Source organism: Campylobacter concisus (assembly GCF_003048775.2).
GTDB classification, from domain to species: domain Bacteria; phylum Campylobacterota; class Campylobacteria; order Campylobacterales; family Campylobacteraceae; genus Campylobacter_A; species Campylobacter_A concisus_I.
The window spans coordinates 1,780,261-1,802,551 of sequence record NZ_CP049272.1 but is presented as its reverse complement, the minus strand read 5'-3'; the positions used below and the strand labels follow the sequence as shown (position 1 = coordinate 1,802,551).

The 22,291-nt window shown below is 39.8% G+C and carries 18 protein-coding genes and 1 pseudogene; 17 read left to right on the top strand and 2 right to left on the bottom strand.

Annotation, left to right across the window (positions count from 1 at the left end; all coding sequences use genetic code 11):
- Positions 1-39 precede the first annotated feature (39 nt).
- The 4 genes from CVT17_RS09090 to rlmN are packed head-to-tail and all read left to right on the top strand — an operon-like array spanning position 40 to position 5,889.
- Positions 40-3,324, top strand: a complete 3,285-nt coding sequence (locus CVT17_RS09090; protein WP_107858854.1) for a DEAD/DEAH box helicase — start codon at positions 40-42, stop codon at positions 3,322-3,324.
- A complete protein-coding gene (hisF, locus tag CVT17_RS09085; RefSeq protein WP_107858855.1) occupies positions 3,321-4,076 on the top strand; it encodes an imidazole glycerol phosphate synthase subunit HisF in 756 nt (251 codons plus the stop codon). Before CVT17_RS09090 ends, hisF begins: the two co-directional genes overlap by 4 nt.
- Positions 4,076-4,756: a purine-nucleoside phosphorylase gene (locus CVT17_RS09080; protein WP_107858856.1), complete on the top strand. Its 681-nt coding sequence runs from the start codon at positions 4,076-4,078 to the stop codon at positions 4,754-4,756. Before hisF ends, CVT17_RS09080 begins: the two co-directional genes overlap by 1 nt.
- Positions 4,753-5,889 carry a 23S rRNA (adenine(2503)-C(2))-methyltransferase RlmN gene (gene rlmN / locus CVT17_RS09075; RefSeq protein WP_107858857.1) on the top strand — a complete coding sequence of 379 codons (1,137 nt, stop codon included), beginning with the start codon at positions 4,753-4,755 and terminating at the stop codon, positions 5,887-5,889. The genes CVT17_RS09080 and rlmN overlap by 4 nt, the downstream gene beginning before the upstream one ends.
- A 277-nt stretch (positions 5,890-6,166) precedes the next feature.
- Here the strand turns inward: rlmN and CVT17_RS09070 are convergent, their stop codons facing one another.
- Positions 6,167-7,075 (bottom strand): pseudouridine synthase family protein, encoded by a 909-nt coding sequence (locus CVT17_RS09070; protein WP_107858858.1) that lies wholly within the window; start codon positions 7,073-7,075, stop codon positions 6,167-6,169.
- A 184-nt stretch (positions 7,076-7,259) separates the two neighbouring features.
- Between CVT17_RS09070 and purB the strand changes: the two genes are divergently transcribed.
- Both purB and CVT17_RS09060 read left to right on the top strand, forming a co-directional pair.
- Entirely contained in the window at positions 7,260-8,591 is a 1,332-nt protein-coding gene (gene purB / locus CVT17_RS09065; protein ID WP_107769988.1) for an adenylosuccinate lyase, read from the top strand.
- Between the two features lie 219 nt (positions 8,592-8,810).
- Positions 8,811-11,186 (top strand): ribonucleoside-diphosphate reductase subunit alpha, encoded by a 2,376-nt coding sequence (locus CVT17_RS09060; protein ID WP_107769989.1) that lies wholly within the window; start codon positions 8,811-8,813, stop codon positions 11,184-11,186.
- 59 nt (positions 11,187-11,245) lie between these two features.
- On the opposite strand, the gene CVT17_RS09055 is transcribed toward CVT17_RS09060, so the two are convergent.
- Positions 11,246-11,611: a hypothetical protein gene (locus CVT17_RS09055; protein ID WP_107858859.1), complete on the bottom strand. Its 366-nt coding sequence runs from the start codon at positions 11,609-11,611 to the stop codon at positions 11,246-11,248.
- A gap of 387 nt (positions 11,612-11,998) precedes the next feature.
- Between CVT17_RS09055 and CVT17_RS09050 the strand changes: the two are divergent.
- The 11 genes and pseudogenes from CVT17_RS09050 to CVT17_RS09000 all read left to right on the top strand — a co-directional run bounded on the left by CVT17_RS09050 (position 11,999) and on the right by CVT17_RS09000 (position 22,263).
- Positions 11,999-14,281, top strand: a pseudogene (locus CVT17_RS09050) (ribonucleoside triphosphate reductase).
- Between the two features lie 84 nt (positions 14,282-14,365).
- Positions 14,366-15,040, top strand: coding sequence for an anaerobic ribonucleoside-triphosphate reductase activating protein (locus CVT17_RS09040; RefSeq protein WP_107769992.1), 675 nt, complete (start codon positions 14,366-14,368; stop codon positions 15,038-15,040).
- A gap of 74 nt (positions 15,041-15,114) precedes the next feature.
- Complete coding sequence (locus CVT17_RS09035) at positions 15,115-16,260, top strand: iron-containing alcohol dehydrogenase (RefSeq protein WP_107858860.1); 1,146 nt, start codon at positions 15,115-15,117, stop codon at positions 16,258-16,260.
- A 29-nt stretch (positions 16,261-16,289) separates the two neighbouring features.
- Entirely contained in the window at positions 16,290-16,931 is a 642-nt protein-coding gene (locus CVT17_RS09030) for an NAD(P)H-binding protein (protein WP_107858861.1), read from the top strand.
- Positions 16,928-17,668, top strand: a complete 741-nt coding sequence (locus tag CVT17_RS09025) for an SDR family NAD(P)-dependent oxidoreductase (protein WP_107858862.1) — start codon at positions 16,928-16,930, stop codon at positions 17,666-17,668. The genes CVT17_RS09030 and CVT17_RS09025 overlap by 4 nt, the downstream gene beginning before the upstream one ends.
- 70 nt (positions 17,669-17,738) lie before the next feature.
- On the top strand, positions 17,739-19,175 hold the full coding sequence (locus CVT17_RS09020) for a subtype B tannase (protein ID WP_107858863.1): 1,437 nt from the start codon (positions 17,739-17,741) through the stop codon (positions 19,173-19,175).
- Positions 19,176-19,190: 15 nt separating this feature from the next.
- Positions 19,191-19,871, top strand: a complete 681-nt coding sequence (locus CVT17_RS09015; protein WP_107858864.1) for a putative quinol monooxygenase — start codon at positions 19,191-19,193, stop codon at positions 19,869-19,871.
- A gap of 8 nt (positions 19,872-19,879) precedes the next feature.
- Positions 19,880-21,277: a tannase/feruloyl esterase family alpha/beta hydrolase gene (locus CVT17_RS09010; RefSeq protein WP_230853293.1), complete on the top strand. Its 1,398-nt coding sequence runs from the start codon at positions 19,880-19,882 to the stop codon at positions 21,275-21,277.
- Entirely contained in the window at positions 21,243-21,452 is a 210-nt protein-coding gene (locus CVT17_RS09405; protein ID WP_230853292.1) for a tannase/feruloyl esterase family alpha/beta hydrolase, read from the top strand. Before CVT17_RS09010 ends, CVT17_RS09405 begins: the two co-directional genes overlap by 35 nt.
- A 29-nt stretch (positions 21,453-21,481) precedes the next feature.
- On the top strand, positions 21,482-22,042 hold the full coding sequence (locus CVT17_RS09005) for an NAD(P)H-dependent oxidoreductase (RefSeq protein WP_107858865.1): 561 nt from the start codon (positions 21,482-21,484) through the stop codon (positions 22,040-22,042).
- Positions 22,039-22,263 carry a DUF2798 domain-containing protein gene (locus CVT17_RS09000; protein ID WP_107858866.1) on the top strand — a complete coding sequence of 75 codons (225 nt, stop codon included), beginning with the start codon at positions 22,039-22,041 and terminating at the stop codon, positions 22,261-22,263. Before CVT17_RS09005 ends, CVT17_RS09000 begins: the two co-directional genes overlap by 4 nt.
- The last annotated feature ends 28 nt before the right edge of the window (positions 22,264-22,291 follow it).

Genomic DNA, 22,291 nt, shown 5'->3' with positions numbered 1-22,291 from the left:
GATTATAATCACTAAACAATAACGAAATAGGGCATAAATTTGAGCAAAGCAAATACCTTAAAATACTTTTTATTATCACAATATTTAGAGCCAAAAACCTTAGACGAGCCGAAAAAGACAAATACCAAATTTAAAAAATCAATGGACCTTGAGATCGCAAATTTTGATGAGAAATTTGTCCAAATTTTAAGAGCGTTTGATAGGCCGCTTTTAAAAAATGGTGTAGAAATTTCAATTTATGGCGGCATTTTTGAGACGGACTTGCTTGCCCTTGCGATATCAAAGTTAGCAAATGTGAAATTTGAAAAAGAGCAAATTTTGGATGAGCTGCGATCTGAGCAAACGAGCTTTGATAAGGCATTTTGCTATAAATTTAAGCTTACTGGTGATTTGGTATTTTGTAAAGATGATCAAAATTTTGCTTTAAAAGATATAAATTTAGATGATGATTTAACTCCGTTTTTTACACCAAACTCGTCTGATGATCTTTTCATCTCAACAGCTCCTTGGGCAATGGCTCGCCTAAATCATCTAAAAGAGATAAGCCAAAGTGACTTTAGCAAAGAGTGTGAGCGTATAAAAGACAAACTCTCTATATATAAAGAAAAAATGAGGCTTAGCGAGTATGTAAAAGCAGTCCATGAGGAGCTAAAAAGCTCTCTAAAGACGCCATTTTGTAAGGATGTGATTAGACTTGAGATAAGGATAGCTGATCCAAATTTCAAAGAGAGCGAGAGCCTTTTAAATAGCTTTTTTATAGATGATATAAATTTACTCATCAAATTTTATGAGTCAGGCAGGACGCACAAGCTAACGGATCAGTTGTTAGACGAGGGCAGTGAGAATAAATTTGAAAGACTTGATGTAAGAGATGAGCAAAATAAAAGGCTTGTTAGAGATTTTTTTAAAGCAGAGGAGTATCCAAGATCAGCCTTTGCTAGCGACTTTGCTTTAAATTTTTCACAGCAAATTGCCGTTAATAACATCATTAAAAAATTTAAAGAAAAAAGTGGTGGAATTTATAGCGTAAATGGTGCTCCAGACACTGGTAAAACAACGCTTTTAAAAGACGTAATGGCTGAAGTTGTTACACTTAGAGCGATGAAGCTCGCACAAATGAGTAGACATGATATCTTTGCACCAGTTCGAGATAGTAGCGATAAGGTGCTTTATTTCACTCTAAATAAAGAACTTCAGGGCTATGAGATGGTTGTTAGCTCTTGCAATAACGGTGCGGTTGAAATTTTAAGTAAAGAGCTTAGCCAGTTAAAAAGTATTGGTAGTTATGCAGGCGAGATTGATTATTTTAAATTTATAGCTACAAGGCTTCTCTCGGCTGATAAAAAGACAAATTTTGGAGAAAAATCTTTTATCTCAAAACCTGCATGGGGGCTTTTTTGCATACCTCTTGGCTCAAAGCAAAATAAGTCAAATTTTGTTTTTAACGCGATTAATGGCGTAAAGATCGAAAAAACACATAGTCAGTTTGAAGACATTTCAAAAGAATTTAAAGAATTTATAGAACAAGATGGCTTTTTAATGGGGCTTGGCAAATACTTGGCTACCGGCGAAGGAGTTGATGATTACGACGAGGCAAAGGAGAAATTTAATCAAGCCCTACACGAAGTAAATCTACTTTTTAGCGAGATCAGGATCAAAGAAGAGGAGCTAAAAAGTATAAATAGCGAGCTTATAAATATCGATAAAAGACTTGAAAACTATAATTCAGCAAAGCAAATAGAAGAGCTTTTAAAGCCACTAATAGATGAGCTGGATTTGAGCAAAAATGAACTAGAACAAAAGGTGGCTGAAGCTAACGAGCTAACAAAGCTTATTGGCCAAAATGAAATTTTGCAAGAGTATCTGAGTGCGCCTATAAAGCCATCATTTTTTATTTTCCAGCAAATTTTAAAGACGCAAGCTTTTGAAAAATATAACAATGAAGCGCAAAAAGTTAGTGAGATAAATCGCCAAATAGCTGAGCAAAATTTGAAAGCAAGCAAGCAAAATAGTGAAAATAAAGAGAAGAATGAAGCGAAATTAAACGAACTAAAAGCTCAAATAACTCAGCTTGAAGAGAAAATTTTAGAACTTAATACCAAGATAGACCATCTAAACAAGCTTAATGATGACTTTATTAGACGTCAAAAATTAATTGGTAGAAGCGAAGAGCTTGATAGCTTTTTAAATGGTAGTTTTAATCAGAGTAATGAAGAAATACAAAAGAGTATGCCATTTATGATGGAGCGTGATCTTGATGAGAAATTTCATAAGACAAAGCTTTTTAACGCGAGAATCAAGCTTTTTAAAGAAGCGCTTAATCTACATAAAGCCACTATCTTTGCTTGTAAAGAAGCTGTTAGAACAAATTTACGAGCTCTTAGTATTATATTTAATGATGAAAAAATGGCTGAGAAAAACAGACTTGAAGCTAAAGACAGACGTGAAATAATAAAAGGATTATTTTTACTAACGCCAGTTGTTAGTTCTACTTTTGCATCTTTTAATAATACCTTTAAAGAGCTACTAAATGGCGATATAGGTTTGCTCTTAATAGATGAGGCAGGGCAGGCAAATTTAACTAACGCATTAGGTGCACTGCTTCGTTCAAACATGGCTGTTGTAGTTGGTGATCCACTTCAACTTGAGCCCGTTGTAACATTGCCACCAGCTTTAAATAACGCTATTTTACGCTACTGTGATGCAAAGGATGAGTTTAATCTACTAAAATCATCAGTTCAACTTCGAGCCGATAAAGTACAAGATATTGGTACATATATAAAAGGAGAGGGTAAGTCCATTTGGGTTGGTTCGCCACTTATCGTTCATAGAAGGTGTGCCAATCCTATGTTTAAAATTTCAAACGAAACAACATATGATGATATGATGATACTTGGCAGAGATAGTGAAAGTAAACTTAGTGATCCTAATATCAAAACAGAGTGGATTGACGTTAGTAGTGATGAATGGATAGGTAATTATAATAAAGCCGAAGGCATGATCGTTAAAGAGCTTTTAGATGGTAAACTAGCCAAGCTAAAAGATAGTGTTAAAATAATAACACCTTTTAAAGATGTTTGTAAAAATTTAAAAGGGGCTGGTACCATTCACACCATGCAAGGCAAAGAAGCTGATGTTGTTATATTTGTTCTTGGTGGTGCCACAAAAGGCGCTAGAGCATGGGCTGCTAGTACGCCAAATTTACTAAATGTAGCACTAACAAGAGCAAAAGAGGTTGTTTATATAATTGGTAACCGAGAAAATTGGTCTAATTTGCCATATTTTGAGGTAGCGGCTAGAAAAATAGATAAAGGACAGATTTGAATCATTTTGCAAAACGCATAATCCCATGCCTTGATGTAAAAGATGGCAGAGTCGTAAAAGGCGTAAATTTCGTAGGGCTTGTTGATGCTGGAGATCCTGTCGAGATAGCTAAAAGATACAATGACGAGGGCGCTGATGAGCTTTGCTTTTTAGATATCACTGCCTCTCATCTTGGGCGTGATACGATAGTTGATGTCGTAAAAAGGGTTGCAAGTAAGCTCTTTATCCCACTAACAGTTGGCGGAGGCATACGCACGATTGATGATATCTCTCGCCTTTTAAATGCTGGCTGCGATAAAGTAAGCTTAAATTCATCAGCCATACAAGATCCAAATTTGATTGATGAGGCGGCTAAGAAATTTGGCTCGCAATGTGTTGTAGTAGCGATCGATGCCAAGAAGATCGAAAATGGCTATAGTGTTTTTATAAATGGTGGCAGGATCGATACTAAAAAAGACGCCTTTTCTTGGGCGAAAGAGGTCGAGTCGCGTGGAGCAGGTGAGATATTACTAACGTCCATGGATAATGACGGTGTCAAACAAGGCTTTAATCTTGAGCTAACAAAGGTATTTAGCACGCTTTCTATACCAACTATCGCAAGTGGTGGCGCTGGTAAGATGGAGCACTTTAAAGAGGCTTTTGAAGCCGGGGCTGATGCGTGTTTGGCTGCTTCGATATTTCACTTTGGCGAAATCGAGATAAAAAAACTAAAAGAGTATCTCAAGGCAAATGGCGTTGAGGTTAGGCTCTGATGTTAGTTATCTCTGCTGGAAAAAACGAAATTTTTGACTTTGCTTTGCCAATGGGTGTGGGCCTAGTTGATATGGCGATAAATTTGACAAAATTTTTGCAGAAACGAGCATGTATTGGAGCGGATGAAAAGGGTATAAATTTAAAAAATATCGATTCGCAATATCTTGCAAAGATCGAGGCTAAATTTGCAAACTCATCAAATCCAGAGCTAAAAAATATAAGCCAAAATTTGTCAAAAAATCCTGAACGAAATTTATATCAGATGCCAGAAAAAATAGTTTTCGTTGGCTCAGCTGGTCTTTATAAAGATGGTGAAATTTTACAAATTTATGAAAGCTCGGTTGGGGCAAATATTGAAATTTCTAGCGTAGAAAATAGATCTTATTCACCGATTGAGTGTGAAATTTCTTCTATCGTTTCACGTGGAACTATCAAAACAAATTCATCAAATTTCATAACTATAGACAAAAATTTGGCTCATAAGATATTTGAAAAAGGCTATTTTTTAGAAAATATGGAGTTTTTTTCTGTTCTAAGAGTAGCTCAAATTTTTAAAATTCCAGCTTATGGAATTTTTGTAGCGACAAATTTTTGTGATAAAAATGCACATGCTGATTTTATAAAAAATCACGCAGAGGCCAAGAAAATTCTAACAAAATATATAAAGGAAAATATGTGATAAATTTGCTTGATCTTAGTATTGATGAGCTAAAAGAGTTAGTTTCTCCACCATTCAGAGCAATACAAATCTACGAGTGGATATATAAGAAAAATGCAACCGATTTTAGCCAAATGCTAAATTTACCTAAAGATATGCGCCAAGGTCTAGCTGAAAAATTTTATATCGAACCTTTAAAATGTGTAAAATTTGAGCAAAGTAGTGATGGTTCGATCAAGTATCTTTTTGAGCTAAAAGATGGGCTAAAGATAGAGAGTGTCTTGCTCCCGATGAAAGAGGAGATTGGTGATGAGAATGGAAAGGTCAGTCGCCATGCTCGTTATACGGTTTGTGTTAGTTCGCAGGTTGGCTGTAAAATGGGCTGTGCTTTTTGTCTAACAGCAAAGGGTGGGCTTGTTAGAAATTTGACTGCAGGCGAGATTGTGGGACAAATTTTATGGATAAAAAGAGAAAATAAAATACCTTATGAAAGACGTATAAATGTCGTTTATATGGGTATGGGTGAGCCACTTGATAATCTTACTAACGTTAGTAAAGCTATCAAAATTTTAGCTCTTAATGAGGGTCTAGCCATATCACCACGTCGTCAAACCGTTTCAACTAGCGGACTTGGCAGTCAGATAAAAAAGCTTGGTGAGATGGATCTTGGCGTGTTATTGGCCATATCGCTTCATGCTGTTACTAATGAGCTTAGAAGCCGCCTAATGCCGATAAATAAGGCATATAACATCGAGGCTGTTATGGATGCTGTTAGGGGATTTCCTATCGATATGCGAAAGCGTGTAATGTTTGAATACCTTGTTATAAAGGATTTAAACGATAGCGTGAGTGATGCTAAAAAGTTGGTAAAACTACTTCATGGCATAAAAGCAAAGGTAAATCTTATATATTTTAATCCACATGAGGGCAGTGAATTTGGACGACCTGAGCTTACCAGCATGCTAAAATTTCAAGAATATCTAAGAGATCACGGCGTTACTTGCACGATCAGACAGAGCAAAGGACTTGATATAAGTGCAGCTTGTGGACAGTTAAAACAACGCAATGAAAATGCAAAATTTAAAGCTATTGCCAGTGATAAAAATTTAAAAACACAGTCGCTTGAAGATAATAGTAAAGCCAGTGTGAGTTAGAATGAGTGTACTTGATATAGCCGAAATAGTCTTTGTTACTATTGTGGTTTTACTTGGATTAGGGCTTATTTTAAAAGTTTTAAAAGATGAAAAAGATAGGCATAAATTCTAAGCCTTAACATCAAGATAAAGCCTAACTCTTATAAAGAAATAAAATGGAGTGTTAATTGCATAAACTATAAAATTATTATTGTGGTATTTAAAAGCGATAAACTTTGGCAAAACGTAGGTAAAGGTTTATGAGAAATAGAAATTTATTAAAAAAATTAGACTAAAGTTAGCTCTCTTTTGCAAATCTATAAAACTCGTTTTCAGCGTCAAATTTGCTTTTTATCTTGTAAAAAATTTCATCAAATTTAAATGAAATTTCGTCCGAGTGAAGCAAGAGCCTTTTTGCACCAGTTAAATTTATCCGTTCACGCTCACACATTTCTTTATCTAAAATTTTCTCGATCTGTGGACGTGACAAACCATAAAGTGGTTCGCCAAGGATCTTGTGTTTCACATGAAACAAATGTAAGCGAATTTGATGCTGCCTGCCAGTGAGAGGAATAGCCCGAAGTAAAGTTGTATCGATATCGTCAAAATATCTGATCGGCAAAATTTTAGTCACAGCGCTCTTGCCGTTTTTGCAAATTTGCATCCGCATTTTCACATCGTCGTAGTTGTTTGCTAGATCCATTTTGGCATCGATCATAAATTCTCGTTCGATCTTACCTTGTACCATTGCGACGTAGCTTTTAAAAACCTCTCTATTTTCAAAAATTTTCTTTAGTTTAATCGTAGAATTTCTATCTTTGCCCACGACTATCACGCCGCTCGTCTCAAAGTCTAGCCTATGTGCCACGCTCGCATCTCGTCCAAAAAGCGTATAAATTTCATCATTTAGCGAGTACTCACAGTGTCTGCCATTTGGGTGACTCAGCACTCCACTTGGCTTGTCAAATACAGCAAAGCTCTCACACTCAAAGATCGGTTTTAGTCCCTTTGGCTTGGCCTCATAGTCGATCAAAAATACCTCGCCACACAAAATGGCATTTTTCTCACTCACGACACTACCGTCACATATCAGCCTACCTTTATCTATGAAGCGCTGTGCTTCTCTCATGCTAAAGCCAGTTTTCATTAAAATTTCATACGCTTTTTGTTTGTTTGCAGTGGCAATAAATTTATTTACGTAGGGCAAAGGCGATCCTTTTAAAACGAGTGAGCTATATTAAGCACAAATTTATAAGCGTATAACCGACATTTCAGCACGGATTTTATATAATCCAAACTTAAATTTTATAAAATTATACTATGTGATTTTTAGCTTTCAAGGCTAAAATTTATTTTTATGATAAAGAAAACTAATACAAAAAGGTTCAACAATGGTCGAAAGATACTCACGCAAAGAGATGGCTGAAAAGTGGAGTATACAAGCAAAATACGACGCTTGGCTCAAGGTAGAAAAAGCTGCAGTTAAAGCTTGGAATAAGCTTGGCTTCATAAGCGACGGCGACTGCGAGAAAATTTGCAGAAATGCTAAATTTGAAGTGGCTCGCATCGACGAGATAGAAAAGACGACAAAGCACGACGTCATCGCATTTTTAACAAGCGTCAGCGAGAGCCTTGGCGAGGAGAGCAGATTCGTGCACTACGGCATGACCTCAAGCGACTGCATCGACACAGCCGTCGCACTTCAGATGAAAGAGAGTCTAGAGCTCATCATCAGCGACATTGAAGAGTTTATGCAGGCGATCAAAGACAGAGCGAACGAGCACAAGCACACGCTCATGGTTGGCAGAAGCCACGGTATCCACGGCGAGCCGATAACTTTTGGCCTTGTTCTTGCTATCTGGTACGACGAGATTGCAAGGGCGCTAAAGCTCATCAAAGACGCAAAAGATACGATCAGCTACGGTAAACTCTCAGGTGCTATGGGAAATTTAGCCCACGCTCCGATGGAATTTGAAGAGCTAACATGCGAAGAGCTTGGCCTAAAAGCTGCCCCAGCATCTAACCAAGTGATCCAGCGTGACCGCTACGCGCATGTGGTGAGCGCCATCGCAGTTCTAGCCTCTACTTGCGAGAAGATCGCAGTTGCCATTAGGCATTACCAAAGGACCGAGGTTTATGAGGCGGAGGAGTATTTTAGCCCAGGACAAAAGGGCTCAAGCGCGATGCCACACAAGCGCAACCCAGTCCTTAGCGAAAACATCACTGGCCTTTGCAGAGTGCTACGCTCATACGTTACGCCAGCACTTGAAAACGTAGCCCTTTGGCACGAGCGCGACATCAGCCACAGCTCGGTCGAGAGATTTATCCTACCAGATATGTTTATCACGGCTGATTTTATGCTGGTTCGTATCAAAAATTTGATAGCAAATTTAGTCGTATATCCAGAAAATATGATGAAAAATTTAAATTTAACAGGCGGCCTAGTCTTTTCACAGCGCGTGCTTTTACAACTGCCACAGCGTGGAATCTCTAGAGAGGACGCCTACAAGATCGTTCAGCGCAACGCTATGAAGGTCTGGGCAGACTTGCAAGAGGGCAAAAAAGCGATCGATGAGCAAGGTCACAGCCTATTTTTACAAAATTTGCTAAACGATGAAGACCTAACTAAGAGCCTTAGCAAAGATGAGATCAAAGAGTGCTTTGACTACAACTACTACACCAAAAACGTAGATAAAATTTTCGCCAGAGTCTTTGGCAAGTAAATTTAAATGCAAGAAGCAAATTTATGCTTCTTGCTTCAAGACATCGCTTCAAAAATTTTTACAATCATTTTAAAATAAGATCAAATTTTTTAATTTTTTAAAAATACAATATTATTTTTTGAGTCAAATTTTATATCTAAAATCACTTTTTTAACAAAGAGAGTTTTTATCTCCTTTTGGATAAAATCCCAAATTAAAATTTAACATGGAGAGATATTTTTGAAAGTTATAAAACGTAATGGCAGAACCGAAGAGCTTGATATCAGTAAGATCAAAAAATACACAAACGAAGCCGTCCTAGGTCTTAGCAACGTAAGCCTTAGCGAGCTTGAGGTAGATGCGAAAATCCAGTTTAGGGACATGATCACGACTGAGGAAATTCAGCAGACTCTTATAAAAACAGCAGTTGATAAGATCGACATCGACCGCCCAAACTGGACATTTGTCGCTGCGAGGCTATTTTTATACGACCTTTATCACAAAGTATCTGGATTTAACGGCTACAACCACCTAAAAGACTACCTAGTAAAAGGCGAAAAGGTAGGCCGTATCATCCCTGGACTAAAAGAGAAGTACGATCTTGAGGATCTAAACTCTTATATCAAGCCTGAGCGCGATCTTCAGTTTGCATACCTTGGTATCAAAACGCTTTATGACCGCTATCTCATAAAAGACAAAAATGGCATGCCAATCGAGCTACCACAGCATATGTTTATGGCAATTGCTATGTTTCTTGCACAAAACGAGCTAGATAGCCAAGGCTGGGCTAAGAAATTTTACGACCTCATCTCTAAATTTGAAGTGATGCTCGCTACTCCGACGCTCTCAAATGCCCGTACGACGCGTCACCAGCTAAGTAGCTGTTATGTAGGCAGCACACCTGATAATATCGAGGGCATTTTTGATAGCTACAAAGAGATGGCACTACTTTCAAAATTTGGCGGCGGTATTGGCTGGGACTGGAGCAAGGTGCGTGCGATGGGCGGTAGTATAGACGGACACAAAAACGCAGCTGGCGGTATCATTCCATTTTTGAAAGTGACAAATGACATCGCAGTGGCGGTCGATCAGCTAGGTACTAGAAAGGGCGCGATCGCTGTTTATATCGAGCCTTGGCACATGGACGTGAGCGATTTTCTCGATCTTCGTAAAAACTCAGGCGAAGAGAGGCGCCGTGCACATGAGCTTTTCCCTGCACTTTGGATAAACGACCTATTTATGAAGCGTGTCAAAGAAAATGGTCGCTGGAGCCTCTTTGACCCAGCTCAAGTAAGCGACCTTTGCGACCTTTATGGTGAGGAGTTTGAGAAGAGATACTTAGAGTATGAAAACGACGAAAATATCCAGAAAAATACCATCCTTGCAAAAGAGCTTTGGAAGAAAATTTTAACCAGCTATTTTGAAACTGGTATGCCATTTTTATGCTTTAAAGACAATGCCAACAAAACAAATCCAAACGACCACGAGGGCATCATCAGAAGCTCAAATTTATGTACCGAAATTTTCCAAAACACAGCGCCAAACTACTATAAGATCAAGATCACTTATGAAGACGGCGGCGAGGAGCTATTTGACGAAGAAGAAGACATCACGGTCGATAGTGGCATAACTAAAAAAGCCAAAAAGCTAAGCGCGCTTGATAGCCTAAAAGGCAAGCAAATTTTCATCGTAGAAAAAGAGAGCATCGAGGGCAAAACGGCAGTTTGCAACCTTGCAAGTATAAATTTAAGCAAGATAAATAGCAAAGAGGATATTGAGCGTGTCGTGCCGATAGCTATCAGGATGCTTGATAATGTTATAGATCTAAATTTCTATCCGCACAAAAAGGTAAAACACACCAACCTATCATCTCGCTCGATCGGCCTTGGCGTCATGGGTGAGGCGCAAATGCTAGCTGAGAAAAACGTAAAATGGGGTAGCTATGAGCACTTGGCGCTCATTGACAGCATAATGGAAAATATAAGCTTCAACGCGATCTATGCTAGCTCAAATTTAGCCGTAGAAAAGGGCGTCTATCCAAAATTTGAGGGCTCAAAATGGAGCAAAGGCATCATGCCGATAGACACAGCAAACGAGAACGCAAAAGCGCTTTTAAACGTCAAAGGCGGGCTGTTTGATGAAAATGTCTGCGACTGGGATAAGCTAAGAGAGAAGGTCAAGCGCGACGGCATGAGAAACGGCTACCTAATGGCGATCGCTCCAACTAGCTCGATCTCGATCCTTGTTGGTACCACTCAGACCATCGAGCCAGTCTATAAGCGCAAGTGGTTTGAGCACAACCTAAGCGGTATGATCCCAAATGTCGTGCCAAATCTCAGCCCTGATACTTGGCAGTTTTACACACCAGCATACGAGCTTGATCAGAGAATTTTGATAAAAGCAGGCGCGATTCGCCAAAAGTGGATCGACCAAGGCCAAAGTTTAAATATATTTATGAGCCTAGACAAAGCAAGCGGCGGATATCTAAGTGAAATTTACACGCTTGCATGGGAGCTTGGATTAAAATCAACCTACTATCTACGCTCAGAGTCGCCTGACAGCGAAAAACTAAACGACGTAGCTGACCGCTCGATCGAATGTGAGGGATGTCAGTAGTTAAATTTAAGAGAGAAATTTCTCTCTTAAATTTTTAAATTGTCTATTAAATTTATAATTTATAAATTTAAGGAAGTGTCACAAAGCTTAGTTTTATAACCAAGCTCATCTGCTAGCTTGCTTAGCTTCTCGCTCTTTTCTAGTCCTGCTGATATGCAAAACCGCATGCCATTTACATTATGCTCTTTTAGCCTTGTAAATACATTTGCCATAAGTGACTCCGTTGTAATGCCGCTTTCGCCGTAGATCACAAAGGCATTTACGCCCTTTTGCATTTCAGCTGTTAGATTGTTATAAAAGCCTCCTTCATTGTTTGAAACGCTAGTTGTTGCGCTAGCTATCGCGTCAGCAAGAAAGCCACTACTTGGCACCAGCATAATGACTGTGCTATCTGATTTTAAGGCGCACTTCGCAAAGCTTTTCATCATGCCATCTTCGGGTGATTTTACGCCGTTTGATGCTGCACAGCCAGCTAAAAGTAGACCTAGGGCGAGGGTTGTGATTTTTTTTATTTAAACTCCTTTATTGAAAACCGGCTAATATTAATATAAATTAAATAAAGATCTATATGAAAGAAACATTTAAATATACTATTTTAAAAATTAAAACTAAAATAATTATTTAAGTAAAATAATAAAAATTTAGTTTAATATACTTATATAACTTAAATTTATCCTTTAAGAAAACTTTTTAAAATTTTATATTTTTTGATAAATATTATTAAACAAAATAAAATAGTTATCTATTGTTTAAGCTTTCTTGTCCTATACTTTTAAACTTTATATTGAAAAATTTAGAAGAAAGAGCGAGTAATGCGTGAGATTTTGAAGAGAGATGGCACAAGACAAGAATTTGTAGCATATAAGATAGTAGATGCGATAAAAAAGGCATTTGCAAGCGAAAATTTAGCTTATGATGAGAAAGTTTTTACAAATGTTGTCCAAGATATCTTTCAAAAGTCAAGCGCGATAACAGTCGAAGACATCCAAGATGCGATCGAAAAAGAGCTATTTAATAGCGGGTATTTCGACGTTTTAAAAAGCTTTATGCTCTACCGTCATACCCACAAGCTTCAGCGTGAGCAAATTTTAGGCCTAAATGACGATACGACTTACATAAATTCAACTCAAACAATAAATGAGTATATAAATGGCACTGATTGGAGAATTTCTGCAAACTCAAATACAAGCTACTCAAACGCAGGACTCATCAACAACACCGCTGGTAAAGTCATCGCAAACTACTGGCTAGACGCTGTTTATAGCAAAGAAGAGGGACTTGCTCACAGAAATGGTGACTACCACATCCACGACCTTGACTGCCTTACAGGTTATTGTGCTGGCTGGAGCTTGCGAGCTTTGTTAAACGAGGGCTTTAACGGCGTTCGTGGCAGAGTTGAGAGTAAGGCTCCAAAGCACTTTAGAGAGGCGCTTTATCAGATGGCAAATTTCTTAGGAATTTTGCAAAGCGAGTGGGCGGGTGCTCAGGCGTTTTCTAGCTTTGACACTTACCTTGCGCCTTATGTTTTCAAAGACGATCTAAGTGACGCTGAGATCAAAAAGGCGATCACTAGCTTTATTTTTAACTTAAATGTGCCTGCGCGCTGGGGACAAAGTCCATTTACAAACGTAACCATCGACATCACTTGCCCAAGCGACCTAAGAGATCAGATCCCAACGAGCGATGATATACACCTCTTTACAAATGTAAAAGATGAGAAAATTTTGAAAAAAGCAAACGAGCGTGGCAGAAAAAATTTGATCGATATGACCTACAAGGACTTCGAGCCTGAAATGGCACGCATAGATAAGGCATTTTATGAGGTTTTAACAGCTGGCGATAAGTGCTCGCAGCCTTTTACATTTCCGATACCAACGGTAAATATCACAGAGGATTTTGATTGGGATAGCGAAGTAGCGGATGTACTCTTTGAAAATACTGCCAAAATGGGTTCAAGCTACTTTCAAAATTTCATTGGCTCACAATACACTTACGATGAAAATGGCAATAAGATAGAAAACGAAAAAGCTTATAAACCAGGACATGTCCGCTCTATGTGCTGCCGCTTGCAGCTTGATCTAAGAGAGCTTTTAAAACGAGGTGGTGGTCTTTTTGGTAGTGCTGAGATGACAGGCTCGATCGGTGTTGTCACTATAAATTTAGCTCGCCTAGGCTACAACTTCAAAGGTGATAAAGTCGCACTTTATAACAGGCTTAGCTATCTTTTGGAGCTTGCTAAATCGACACTTGAAAAAAAGCGCAAATTTATCCAAGAGATGTATGACAGAGGGCTTTATCCTTATACAGCTAGATATCTAAAGCACTTTAATAACCACTTTAGCACGATTGGTATAAATGGTATGAACGAGCTTCTTAGAAATTTCACAAATGATAAAGAGAATATCTCAACAAAATTTGGACGTGATTTTGCTATTGAGATGGTTGAATTTTTACGCGATAAGATAAGGACATTTCAAGAAGAAACTGGAAATTTATATAACCTTGAGGCGACTCCAGCTGAGGGCACAACATACCGCTTTGCCAAAGAGGATAAAAAGCGCTATCCAGACATCATCCAAGCAGGCGGGGGAGAGAATATTTACTATACAAACTCAACCCAGCTTCCAGCAAATTTTACAGATGATGCTTACGAGGCACTTGATTTGCAAGATGATCTTCAGACTTCATACACTGGTGGTACAGTATTTCACCTTTATATGAAAGAAAGGATCAGCTCACCTAAAGCTTGCAAGGAGCTTGTAAAGAGCATAATCTCAAATTATAAGCTTCCATATATCACTATAACGCCTGTGTTTAGCGTTTGTTCAAAACATGGTTACATTGCTGGAGAGCATGAATTTTGTCCGCTTTGTGATGCAGAATTAATAGAAAAAGAGAAAAACAATTCCAAATAAGGAGAGGAAATGACAGAAAAAGAAATTTTGGAAAAAGTTCAAGACAAACGCACAAAATGCGTAGTCTATACTCGTGTTATGGGTTATCATCGCCCAGTTGAGAGCTTTAACCTTGGTAAAAAAGGCGAGCATAAAGAGCGTATTAAATTTGATGAATACGCAAGTTGCTGCAAAAGATAATCACCGCAGCCAATAAAAACATAAAAACTCAAATAAAAAAGGCACAATCTTCTGTGCCTTTTAAATCTCAAAAGGTCCATAAATTTGCATAAAGTCTTTAGTATAACGCCATTTACTACGCTTGATTATCCAGACAAAGTGGCTGCGGTAGTTTGGTTTGCAGGCTGTAATATGCGATGCATGTATTGTTACAATATAGAAGTTGTAAATTCAAATGGCAATATAGAAATGGATGAGGTTTGTAACTTCTTGGACCGCCGCATAGGCAAGCTAAATGGCATCGTCTTTAGCGGCGGCGAATGCACGGCAAATCCTTTGTTTTTAAAACTTGCAAAAGAGGTTAAGTCAAGAAATTTTTGCCTAAAGGTTGATACAAATGGCTCTCATATTGAGATTTTAAAAGAGGCGATAGGTGAAGGGCTGATTGACTATATCGCACTTGATTTTAAAGCGCCAAAAGAGAAATTTGTTGGTGTAACTGGCTCAAATTTATATGAAAAATTTATTAGCACGCTAAAATATCTGCTTGAGATAAATTTTGATTTTGAAGTAAGAACAACTGTGCATGCAGACTTTCTAAACGAAACAGATATTTCTTTGATGTCTGAAATTCTTTATAACCTTGGATATAGAGGCAATTATTATTTGCAAAAATTCCTTAGCACAGGTGAAAATTTTGGAAATTTAGTTGATGCTAAAAGTAGCTTTGATCCGAAAAAGATTATCTCAAAACTTCCTATTAAACTAAGAAATTTTTAAATTTCTACTCATTATTTTTAACAAAAATTTTTGCTTTGCAAAACTATAATCATTAAAACTAATAAGGAGAAACTATGCAAAATTTTAGCTTTTTAAACCCTACAAAAATAGAATTTGGCAAAGATAAAGAGCAAAATATCGGCAGATATATGAAAGAATTTGGCGTTAAAAAGACGCTTATCATCTATGGTAGCGATAGGATCATAAAAAATGGCCTTTTTGATATCGCAGCAAAGAGCCTAAGTGCAAATGGCATCGAGTTTTGCAAGATAGGTGGCGTGAAATCAAATCCAGTGCTAAGCAAGGTGAACGAGGCTATAAATTTAGCTAAAAAGCAAGGTGTCGATAGCGTGCTAGCCATAGGTGGTGGCTCAGTGCTTGACACGGCAAAGGCTGTGGCCGCTGGAGCTAAATATAATGGCGATGTTTGGGACTTTTTTACAGGCAAAGACCCAAGCGAAGCACTTATGATCTTTGACATCATAACGCTTGCAGCAACTGGCTCAGAGATGAACGGCGGCTCAGTCGTCACAAACGAAGCCACAAAAGAGAAATTTGCCATGCACGGCGCTTGTCTTTACCCAAAAGTTTCAGTGGTAAACCCGCTGCTTCAAGCAAGCGTTAGCAAGGAGTACTTGGTCTATTCAGCCTCAGACATCATCGCTCACAGCATCGAGGGCTATTTTACGGCAAGCATTCAGCCTGAGATCATAAATTTATACATCGAAGCAAACATCAAAACGGTCATGAAAACGACTGAAATTTTACTAAAAGAGCCAGAAAACTATGGCGCTAGATGCGAGTTTGCTTGGGCTGCGACGATGGCGCTAAATGGCTTAACTTACGTTGGCACAGCCGGCTACTCATATCCAAATCACATGATCGAGCACGCCATAGGTGCGGTGGTTGATTGCGCGCATGGGGCTGGGCTAAGTGTCGTTATGCCAGCTTGGATGAAGTGGTATAAGAGTAGAAATTTAAAGGCATTTAAGCGCTTTGGCAAAGAAATTTTTAGCGTGGATGACGCAGACGCAGGCATAGAGAGGCTAAAAGAGTGGTTTAGCAAGATCGGCACGCCAACAAGCCTCATTGAAATCGGCGTTGATGAGACAAATTTAGACGAGATAATGGCTTTAGTTTATGACTATACCAAGGGTAGGGGCTTGGAGCAAATTTATACAAAAGAGGCAATAAGTGAAATTTTTGCCTTAGCGAGATAGAATTTATCTAAATTTTACAAAGGAAAGATATGAAAAAGATCGCCCTTATAGCTGGAGCCAGTGGCGCTTTGGGAAGTGAGATTTTAAAAAATTTATGCCAGAGCGAGCATTACAGTAAGGTTATCGCCCTTGCTAGGCACGAACTAAATTTTACTCATGAAAAGCTTGAAGTAAAGATAGTAAATTTTGATGATTTTAAAGATGAGGTGCCATTTATCGCTGATGATGTATTTTGCGCGCTTGGCACGACGATGAAAGTGGCAAAGCACAAAGAGCAGTTTTACAAAGTCGATGTGACCTATCCGATAAATTTCGCTAAATTTGGCTTAGAGTGCGGCGCAAAACGCTTTGTTTTACTCTCAGCCGCAGGGGCAAACAGAAAGTCAGGCTCGTTTTACCTAAAGGCAAAAGGTCAGGCAGAAGCAAAGATAAAAGAGCTTGGATATAGCTCGTTTCATGTCGTTAGGCTGCCACTTATCGAGGCTGAGAGAAAGGAATTTAGACTTGGCGAGTATCTAGCGATAAAGGCGTTTAAATTTATCCCAAAAGGCTTTTTTGACGAGTATCGTCCGATGAGAGCGTCTGACATCGCTAAGGTGATCGTGCAAGTAGCGCAAGATGACCACAGCGAGGGTGTCAAAATTTATAGCCCGATGGAGTACGCGAAGTGAAAAGATACATCGCCATCACTGGAGCAAGCTCAGGCATAGGAGCGGCCGCGGTAAAGGCATTTGCAAGGCGTGGCGAGCTTTTAGAAGAGCTAAAAAGCGAGATAGCCAAATTTGCAAATGTCGATGTGGTGATAGAGCTTTGCGACCTTTCAAATCAAGAAAATACCCTAGCTCTTTGGCGTAATTTAGAAAAATTTGAGTTAAAAGCGCTTATAAATAACGCTGGCTTTGGCGACTACAACAAGGTCGGCGAGCAAAATTTAGAAAAAATCACGCAGATGATAAATTTAAACATCATCTCGCTTGTCACGCTCTCAACGCTCTTTACTAAAAAATACAAAGACAAAGATACGCAGCTTATAAACATCTCTTCGATAGGTGGCTACAAGATCGTGCCAAATGCCGTCACATACTGCGCTAGCAAATTTTTCGTAAGTGCCTTTAGCGAGGGACTTTACCACGAGCTAGCACAGGACAAGCAGGCAAAAATGCAGGCAAAAGTCCTAGCTCCAGCTGCCACAAAGACAGAATTTGGCATGGTGGCAACTAGCAAAGAGAGCTACGATTACGACAAGGCGTTTAAAAAGTACCACACGAGCGAGCAGATGGCGGAGTTTTTGCTTCGCCTTTATGATAGCCATTACTGCGTTGGCTCGGTCGATAGAGATAGCTTTGAGTTTAGTTTAAGCAAGCCAAAATTTGACTACGCGATCAAATACGAGCCAAAAGATAACTAGGCGCTAAAGCCCTGGTAGCCTACGCCAAGGCTAGTAAAGCAAAAAGTAGGACAAAATAAAAAGGCAGATCATGAAAGGCGTTAGAGTTGCTATTTTAGGGGTTTGTTTAGTAGGCGCTTGCTTTGGTGGCGAGCTTAAATTTAATGAAAAGAAATTTGAGCTAAAAAGCGTACAAGTTGGCGAGAGGACGCTTAAATTTAGAGCTTATGAGGGCATAGTCTATGTATCAAAGCCAGTTAGCGACTATGAGATTTTAAATTTCTACGTGCCAGAGGATAAATTTGGCGACCAAAAGACGGCCATTTTTATGCCAAATGCTATCGGTGGCTACATGAGCGCAATGCCACAAAAGCCAGAAATCCAAAACGAAAAGCCAAATGCCACCCTTGAAGCGCTTCTTAGAGGCTACGTCGTGGCAAGCGTTGGCGCTAGGGGCAGGACGCTAAAAGATGGCGAGAAATTTATCGGCAAAGCCCCAGCTGCGATAGTCGATCTAAAAGCGGCTGTTAGATATCTTAAATTTAACGACAAATTTATGCCAGGCGACGCAAATAAAATAATCTCAAACGGCACGAGCGCAGGCGGCGCGATGTCGGCACTTCTTGGCACAAGCGCAGGGGCAAAAGAGTATGAGCCATATCTTAAAGAGCTAGGCGCTACAAAGGCAGACGATCAAATTTATGCCGCTTCAGCCTACTGCCCTGTGATAAATTTAGAGCATGAGGACGAGGCGTATGAGTGGATGTTTGGGGATTTGGATAAATTTGAAAGGCTTGATCTTTCAAGTCTTAACGCGAACACTTTTAACGACAGGATCAAAAAGCCAAAGACTATCACGGGCGAGCTAAACGCCACACAACAAGAGCTCTCGCGCGAGCTAAAGAGCAAATTCCCAGCCTATCTAAACTCGCTAAATTTAAAAGACGCCAAAGGCCACGCGCTAAGCCTTGATGAAAACGGCGAGGGCAGCTTCAAAGAGTATATAAGCGCCCTCATCTCAAAGGCATTTACCGCTACAAAAAGCAGCGACAAAAACACGCTCACACCTAAATTTATAACTCTTGACACGCAGGGCTGCTCGCTTGGATATACATTTAAGCTAGAAGACTTCATCGCTTCGCTAAAACGCGCTAAAGCGGTGGTTGCCTTTGACGGATTTGGGCTAGAAAATCCTGAAAACGACCTCTTTGGCGATAGCAAAACGCCTGCAAAGCACTTTACTAAATTTGCAAAAGAGCGAAGCGGCGGCGAGATGGCAGACGCTAGCGTCATAAAGATGATGAATGCGATGAACTACGCTAAAAATAATGAAGCGGCGAAATTTTACCGCATAAGACAGGGCACAAACGACACCGACTTAGCCCTTGCCGTACCTGCTATGCTCGCGCTTTCGCTTAAAAATGCTGGCAAAGAGGTTGATTTTGAAGCGGTCTGGGGACAAGGACATGGCGGCGACTACGATTTAGACGAGCTTTTTGCTTGGATTAAAAGAGTGGTTGAGAAATAAATTTAAGGAAATTTGATGATTAAAAAGCTATTTTTATTAGTATTTTCGGCAGCTTTTGCCTTTGGGGCGGAGGCGAAAGTGAGCTTATACGAGCTGCTTTCAACGCCAAATAACAAGAGCTTGCTAAAGCAGCTTGGCAGGGAAAATATCCTTAGCTCAAAGAGTGAGCCAGGCACGCAGGCGATCTTTTTTGCGAGTGCAAAGAGTAAGCCAGAGCTATTTTACGTGCTTGAGTTTTATGAGGATGAGGCGGCTTATAAAAAGCATCTAAGCTCGGCGCATTTTAAGAAATTTGCAAGCGCAAGCGCTGAAATTTTGGCTAGCAAAAAGGCTACAAGCGTGAAAAAGAGGGCTGCGTTTTCTAAAAATTTAACGTCAGAGCGCCTAAAAGATGCCTACTTTCACATCACAAATTTAAGCCTCTTAGCAAAAAGCGATACGAAATTTGAAAAGATCATCAAAAAATATATGCAAAAAAGCGTAGATGACGCTGCATTTGCACAGTTTGCCTTTAGTCAAAAGGACGCGCCAAACAAGTGGGTGCTGGTTGAAATTTACAAAGACGAAGCTAGCTTTGAGAGCTACCGCCACAGCGAAAACTACAAGGCTTACGCCAAAGAGCGAGCGGGGCTAATAGATGAATTTGACGGCTTTGGTCTTAAGAACGAGATCTCATTTAGCAAGGTAAAATTTTAGGAGATGTTATGAAGAAAATTTCACTTTTTTGCGCACTAGCACTTGTTAGTAGCACAGCTTTTGCCCTTGATAGGGCTGGATGTGAGAGTTTAAAAGATGTGAAAATTTTAAACAACGAGATGATAGACGCGGTGTGGAATGAGAGTGGCGAAGTATCAGCCGATAAGATGTCTGCGCTAACTGGTGGCAGTAAAAACACTATCAAAGCAAAGCCTCACTGCGTGGTGCATGGCAAACTATATAAGCGCACCGGCTCAGATGGCAAAGAGTATGCGATAGACTATGAGCTAAGGCTGCCAGAGCAGTGGAATGAGAAATTTTTATTTCAAGGTGGGGGCGGTATGGACGGCTTTGTAGCACCTGCTCTTGGCGCAGTGCCGATACGAACAAGCACAGCCACGCCAGCGCTTCTTAGAGGCTACGCGGTAGTTACAACAAACTCAGGACACCCAGAGCCAACGGCAGAGTTTGGGCTAGATCAGCAAGCAAGGCTAGACTACGCCTATCAGGCGATCGGCAAGGTAACGGACGCATCTAAGCAAATTTTAGCCACCGCATACGCCAAAAAGCCAAAACATAGCTACTTCATGGGCTGCTCAAATGGCGGTAGGGCAGCACTAATCGCAGTCCAGCGCTATCCACTTGAATTTGATGGCGTCATCGCTGCAAACCCTGGCTTTAGGCTATCTCGCGCGGCGATCGCTCAGCAGTGGGACAACCAAGCCCTTATGAAGATAGCTCCGAAAAATGAAAAAGGCGAGAAAATTTTTGCAAATGCCCTAACTAAGGACGACCTTGACAAGCTAAGCCACGCCGTGCTAGAAAAATGTGACGGCTTAGACGGACTAAAAGATGGGATCATCAATGCTTGGGAGGCGTGCAAATTTGATCCAAAAAGTCTAAATTTAGAGAAGCAAAAGATAGAGGCGATAGAGAAAATCTTTAACGGAGCCAAAAACAGCAAGGGCGAGCAAATTTATAGCGGCTGGTTTTACGACTCAGGCGTGAGCGCTGAGGGCTGGAGGCAGTGGAAGCTGGGCGACTCACAAAGCACCAAGCCAAACGCTAGAAATATCACGCTTTCAAGCGGCTCGGTGAATTATTATTTTCTAACGCCAGCACAGCCAAATTTTGACACGATAAATTTTGACTTTGACAAAGACACGCCAAAGACTTTCGAGACCGCAGCGATAAATGACGCCATCTCAACAAGCCTTAGCACATTTAGCGCAAATGGCGGCAAGATAATCATCGTAACTGGCGTTTCAGACCCAGTTTTCTCGGCAAAAGATCAAAGGGATTGGTTTAAAAAGCTAGAGGCTGATAATGAAAATAGCCAAAATTTCGCGGCATTTTTTTGCGCTACCTGGGATGAACCACTGCGGTGGCGGCAACGGCATAGATGACGTCGATCCGCTTGGTGCGCTTGAAGCGTGGCATGAAAAGGGTGAAGCGCCAAAGAGAATGCTAGCAAAAAGTAGGACCTACGCTGGCAAGGAATTTTTAGTATGTGCCTATCCAAAGGTGGCTACATACGTGGGCGGAGATGCTAGCAAGGCAAGTAGCTTTGTTTGTAAGTAAATTTAAGAAAGTAAATTTAAGGGGCAAAAATGAGTGAAATTTTAGTCGTATCAGGTCACACCGACCTTGAAAATTCTTTTGCGAATAAGATCATCTTGGGCGAGCTAAAAAAGCACCTGCCAGAGGCTAAATTTGACATACTAAGCGAGCTTTATAAAAACTATGCTATCGATGTAAAAGCCGAGCAAGAAAAGCTAGTAAAAGCTGATGTAATCGTGCTTGTTTATCCATTTTTCTGGTACGGCGTGCCGTCACTTTTGCAAAAGTGGTTTGAGGATGTGCTAGTTCATGGCTTCTCTCATGGCAGCAAGGGAGATAAGCTACGTGGCAAAAAGCTGGTGCTTTCATTTACTTCTGGCTCGCCTGAGGAGCTTTATAAAAAAGAGGCGCTTCAGCGCTATGAGATAGAGGAATTTTTGCCGTCACTTAAGGCGTTAGCAAATATGTGTGGTATGGAGTTTGCAGGCTATGTTTATAGCGGAGGGTTATCATATCAGAGCAGGCACGATGAGGCAAAGCTTGCTTTGATGAGGCAAAAGGCGCTTGATCATGCAAAGAGGCTAGAGGAGCTGATAGGCAAAATTTCATGATACCAGCAAAATTTTATAAATATGTTTTTGCGTTTATAATGTCAGCATTTATGGCTTTTTTCATGTCATTTGTGCTGACATATCTAAACCTTGGTTTTATTGATGGCTTTGTAAAAATTTGGCTAATTGCTTATGTAAAAGCCTTTATAGTGGCGTATCCTGTGCTTTTGCTAGTCTCTCCATTTGTAACAAAACTCACACAAATTTTGTGTAAAAAATAAAATAATAATATACGTTATCAATAAAAAT

What these genes read in the sequence shown, in the direction of transcription:
- CVT17_RS09030 (WP_107858861.1), top strand. Translation starts at nt 16,290, where the DNA reads ATGAAAAAGATCGCCCTTATAGCTGGAGCCAGTGGCGCTTTGGGAAGT.
- CVT17_RS09010 (WP_230853293.1), top strand. Translation starts at nt 19,880, where the DNA reads ATGAAGAAAATTTCACTTTTTTGCGCACTAGCACTTGTTAGTAGCACA.
- purB (WP_107769988.1), top strand. Translation starts at nt 7,260, where the DNA reads ATGGTCGAAAGATACTCACGCAAAGAGATGGCTGAAAAGTGGAGTATA.
- CVT17_RS09080 (WP_107858856.1), top strand. Translation starts at nt 4,076, where the DNA reads ATGTTAGTTATCTCTGCTGGAAAAAACGAAATTTTTGACTTTGCTTTG.
- CVT17_RS09020 (WP_107858863.1), top strand. Translation starts at nt 17,739, where the DNA reads ATGAAAGGCGTTAGAGTTGCTATTTTAGGGGTTTGTTTAGTAGGCGCT.
- CVT17_RS09035 (WP_107858860.1), top strand. Translation starts at nt 15,115, where the DNA reads ATGCAAAATTTTAGCTTTTTAAACCCTACAAAAATAGAATTTGGCAAA.
- CVT17_RS09005 (WP_107858865.1), top strand. Translation starts at nt 21,482, where the DNA reads ATGAGTGAAATTTTAGTCGTATCAGGTCACACCGACCTTGAAAATTCT.
- CVT17_RS09055 (WP_107858859.1), bottom strand. Translation starts at nt 11,611, where the DNA reads ATGAAAAGCTTTGCGAAGTGCGCCTTAAAATCAGATAGCACAGTCATT.
- CVT17_RS09000 (WP_107858866.1), top strand. Translation starts at nt 22,039, where the DNA reads ATGATACCAGCAAAATTTTATAAATATGTTTTTGCGTTTATAATGTCA.
- CVT17_RS09405 (WP_230853292.1), top strand. Translation starts at nt 21,243, where the DNA reads ATGAACCACTGCGGTGGCGGCAACGGCATAGATGACGTCGATCCGCTT.
- CVT17_RS09015 (WP_107858864.1), top strand. Translation starts at nt 19,191, where the DNA reads ATGATTAAAAAGCTATTTTTATTAGTATTTTCGGCAGCTTTTGCCTTT.